2 protein-coding genes are annotated in these 4,829 nt (G+C 72.9%); both read left to right on the forward strand.

Annotated elements, in window-relative coordinates; translation table 11 throughout:
* Nucleotides 1–2,496, forward strand: a 2,496-nt coding sequence (locus ACZ4UU_RS45050; protein WP_471909266.1) for a beta-ketoacyl reductase, incomplete at its 5' end; no start/stop codon positions are given.
* Nucleotides 2,489–4,829: type I polyketide synthase (locus ACZ4UU_RS45055; protein WP_471909267.1), on the forward strand; the 2,341-nt coding region annotated here is incomplete at its 3' end. The genes ACZ4UU_RS45050 and ACZ4UU_RS45055, both read left to right, overlap by 8 nt.

Below are 4,829 nucleotides of genomic sequence, written 5' to 3' on the forward strand. Positions count from 1 at the left end.
ACCGACACCCTCACCACCCTCCACAACCACCACACCACCACCTACCTCGAAATCGGCCCCCACCCCACCCTCACCCCCCACATCCACACCACCCTCGACCAGGACGCGACGGCGCACACCACCGCCTCGACCCTCCGCCAGGATCACCCCGAGCCAGTCACCCTCACCACAGCCGTGACGACCCTCCACACCCAGGGCCACCCGCCCACCTGGCACACCGTCCTGCCGCACACGACACACCGACCTGACCTCCCCACGTACGCCTTCCAGCACCGGCGTTACTGGCTGGAGGACGCCGAGTCGGACCGGCCGAATGCTGCGCGGTCCGCGCCGTCGGGCCCGGACCGGTGGATGTACCGCGTGGTGTGGCGGCGGTTGTCGGTGTCGCGCCCGGAGCCCGGCCCGCGGCTGGCCGGGACCTGGTTGCTGCTGGTCCCCGCCGAGGACACGAACGGCTCGGGCAGCCCGTGGACGGCCCTGGCCGAGCGTGCCCTGACCGAGCACGGCGCGCGCGTCGAACGCGTCGCGGTGGACACGGCGAACGCGGACCGGAGACTGCTCGCCGATCACCTGCGTATCGGGTCGGACGAGTCGGGCGAGCTCGGTGGCGTCCTGTCGCTGCTCTCCCTCGACGACGCGCCGCACCCGGCCCACCCGGCGGTGCCGCGAGGCGTGGCCGCCACCTTGGCGCTCGCCCAGGCCATGGCGGACCGGCCCGGGAGCAGCAGGCTGTGGACGGTGACGCGTGGCGCGGTGCGGACCGGGCACGGCGACCCCGCGGCCCGCCCTGGCCAGGCCCAGGTGTGGGGTCTGGGGCGCTCTGTCGCGCTTGAGCAGCCCGAGCGGTGGGGAGGTCTGCTGGACCTGCCCGAGGAGGTGGACGACGAGTCGGCCGTCGCGCTAGCCCGTGTCCTCTCGGGTGCGAGCGGTGAGGACCAGGTCGCGTTGCGGTCGGGCGGGGCGTTGGCGTGCCGTCTGGTGCGCGCCGCGTCGGAGGCCGCCGGTGCGGTCGGACGTCGCGTGTGGCGTCCGCGCGGCACGGTGTTGATCACGGGCGGTACGGGTGGCATCGGTGCCCATGTGGCTCGCTGGTGCGCGGGTGCCGGTGCTGAGCATCTGGTGCTCGCCGGCCGTCGTGGTGGCGAGGCGCCGGGCGCGGCCGAGCTGGAGTCGGAGCTGAACGCGCTCGGCGTGAAGGTGACCGTCGTGGCGTGCGACATGGCGTCCCGGGAGGACGTGGGCCGTCTGCTCGAATCGGTGCCCGCGAGCAGCCCGCTGACGGCGGTGGTGCACGCGGCGGGCGTGGCGCAGCGGTTCGGCAAGGTCGATGAACTGACCCTGGACGGCTTCGCGGATGTGGTGGCCGGCAAGGTGGCCGGCGCCCTGCATCTGGACGACGCGCTGGGTGACACGCCACTGGACGCGTTCATCTCGTTCTCGTCCAACGCGGCGGTGTGGGGCAGCGGGAGCAACGGCGCGTACGCGGCGGGGAACGCGTTCCTCGATGTGTTCGCCGCCGAGCGGCGCGCCCGGGGCCGCACGGCGACATCGATCGCCTGGGGGGCGTGGGGCGGTGGCGGCATGCTGGCGCTGGACGGTGTCGCGGAGTACATGGACCGGCGGGGCGTGCTGGCGATGGCTCCCGAGGACGCCATCGCCGTGATGGTGCGTGCCGTCGAGGACGACGAGACGTTCCTCGCCGTCGCCGACATCGACTGGGAGCGGTTCGTCCCGGGGTTCACCTCGGGTCGGCCGAGCCCTCTGCTGAGCGAACTGCCCGAAGTGCGTCGTGCCCTCGGGGAGGAGCCGTCCGATGCCGCGTCGGGTGCGGCGCGTGCCGTGGGTGCCAGGGACGCGGGGACCGTCCGCGCGGGCCTGACGGAGCGGCTCGCCGCGCTCACCGAGCAGGCGCAGCTGGACCTTCTGCTCGGTGTGGTCCGGGACGCGGCGAAGGAGGTCCTCCACCACGAGGAGGACGCCGGGATCGCCATCGGGCCCGACCGGGCGTTCAAGGATCTCGGCTTCGACTCGCTGACGTCGGTGGAGCTGCGCAACCGGGTGTACGCGGACACGGGTCTGAAGCTGTCCGCCGGTGTGGTCTTCGACCACCCCACTCCGCTGGCCCTGGCCACCCGCCTGCGCACCGAGCTCGCCCCACCCCCGGACGTGGCGGAGTTTCCGCGGGTGCAGCGGGAGTTGGACGCCCTGGAACGCGCCGTACCCGGCCTGCTGGACGACGGTGCCACGGCGGCGGAGGACCGGCAGCGGCTCGCGGAGCGGCTGGAACGGCTGGCGTGGCGACTGCGGGCCGACGGCGAGACGCACCAGCACACGGGCGAGCCGGCGGCCAGGGTCGGCGCCGGGGCGGATGCGGGCGCGTTCGACTCGGCGTCGGCCGAGGAGATCTTCGACTTGATCGATCGGGAACTGGGGCGGGCACCGCACGGCGACGGCGGCTCGGCCCCGACAGGCGACGGGACCCACGGCAATGGCTGACAACGAAGAGAAACTGCTGGCGTATCTCAAGCGCGTCATGGCCGATCTGCGGCAGACGCAGCGCCGCCTGCACGACGTCGAGGCCGCCGGCACCGAGCCGATCGCCATCGTCGGTATGGCGTGCCGGTATCCCGGGGACATCCGGTCCCCGGAGGATCTGTGGCGAGTGGTCGCGGAGGGCCGGGACGTGATCTCGGACTTCCCCGCGAACCGGGGCTGGGACGTCGACACCCTCTACGACCCCGACCCCGACACCCCCGGCAGGACCTACGTACGCCAGGGCGGCTTCCTCCACGACGCCGACGGCTTCGACGCCGAGTTCTTCGGCATCAGCCCACGCGAAGCCCTCGCCATGGACCCCCAGCAACGACTCCTGCTCGAAACCGCCTGGGAAGCCGTCGAACGCGCCGGAATCGACCCCACCACCCTCCACTCCACCCCCACCGGAGTGTTCACCGGCATCGCCGGGCAGGAGTACGTGTCGCTGCGTGCCCCGCGCACCGCGGAGTCCGAGGGCCTGCTGATGGCCAACGCGTCCCTGAGTATCGCCTCGGGCCGTATCGCGTACGTCCTCGGGCTGGAAGGGCCCGCGGTCAGTCTCGACACCGCCTGTTCGTCCTCGCTCGTCGCCGTACACCAGGCCGCGCAGGCCCTGCGCGGGGGTGACTGCGCCCTGGCTCTGGCGGGCGGCGTGACCGTGATGGCGACGCCCGCCGGCTTCGTCGAGTTCAGCAGGCAGCGCGGACTGGCCCGGGACGGGCGCTGCAAGTCGTTCGCAGCCGCTGCCGACGGCACGGTGTGGGCCGAGGGCGTCGGAGTGCTGCTGCTGGAGCGGCTGTCGGACGCGGAGCGCAACGGCCATCCCGTGCTGGCCCTGGTCCGCGGCAGCGCGGTCAACCAGGACGGTGCCAGCAACGGACTGACCGCGCCGAGCGGCCCCGCACAACAGCGCGTCATCCGCGCCGCCCTGGCCAACGCCCGGCTCGCCCCGGACCAGGTCGACGCCGTCGAGGCCCACGGCACCGGCACGAAGCTGGGCGACCCCATCGAGGCGGAGGCCCTGCTCGCCACGTACGGCCAGGACCGGCCGGCGGCCCGGCCCCTCCTCCTGGGCGCGATCAAGTCGAACATCGGTCACACCCAGAACGCGGCCGGGGTCGCCGGCATCATCAAGATGGTCGAGGCGATGCGGCACGGGGTCCTGCCCAGGACGCTGCATGTCGACATGCCGACCCCGCACGTGGACTGGGAGCGGGGCGCGGTCGCGCTGCTCACCGAGAGCGTTCCCTGGCCGGGGACCGGACGGCCGCGTCGGGCGGGTGTCTCGTCCTTCGGCATCAGCGGCACCAACGCACACGTCATCCTGGAACAGGCCCCGGCACCCGAGGCGGCGCCGGATCCGGTGCCCGCGACACCCGCGCCGCCCGCCGACCGGGACGGCGGCGTTCGCCGTATGCCGTCGCTCTGGCTCGTCTCAGGACGTGGCGAGGAGGCCCTCCGGGCCCAGGCGGCACGTCTGCACACGGCCGTCTCCGAGTCGGGACCGTCCGTCGGTGCGGCCGAGATCGGGCACGCGCTCGTGACGGCTCGTACGCACTTCGCGCACCGGGCCGCCGTCGTCGGCGACGACCGGGCCGAACTCCTGGACGGGCTGCGGCTGCTGGCGGAGGGCCGGTCCCCGGCCGACGCCGTCCGCGGCATCGCCGCCGACCAGCCGGGAGTCGCCTTCCTCTTCTCCGGCCAGGGCTCTCAACGACCTGGCACCGGACGGGAGTTGTACGAGACACAGCCGGTGTTCGCCGAAGCCCTGGACGAGGCATGGGCGGAACTGGACCCCCACCTCCCACGGCCCTTGCGCGACATCATGTTCGCCGCACCCGGCACCACCGACGCGGCTCTGCTGGACGAGACCCTCTACACCCAGCCCGCCCTCTTCGCCCTCCAGACCGCACTCCACCGACTACTCACGCACTGGGGCCTGAACGCCGACTACCTCACCGGCCACTCCATCGGCGAAATCAGCGCCGCCCACGCAGCCGGCATCCTCACCCTCCCCGACGCCGCCACCCTCGTAGCCGCACGCGCCCGCCTCATGCAACAACTCCCCCCAGACGGCGCCATGACCGCCATCCAAGCCATCGAAGCAGAGGTCGACGCCACCCTCGATGGCCACCGCCACCATGTCGCCATCGCCGCCGTCAACAGCCCTACCTCCACCGTCATCTCCGGCGAGACACAAGCCGTCCAAGAGATCGCCGAACACTGGAAGAACCAGGGCCGCAAAGTCACCCCCCTGCGGGTCAGCCACGCCTTCCACTCCCCCCACATGGACC

The sequence above is a fragment of the Streptomyces sp. NPDC028907 genome, from assembly GCF_055564995.1.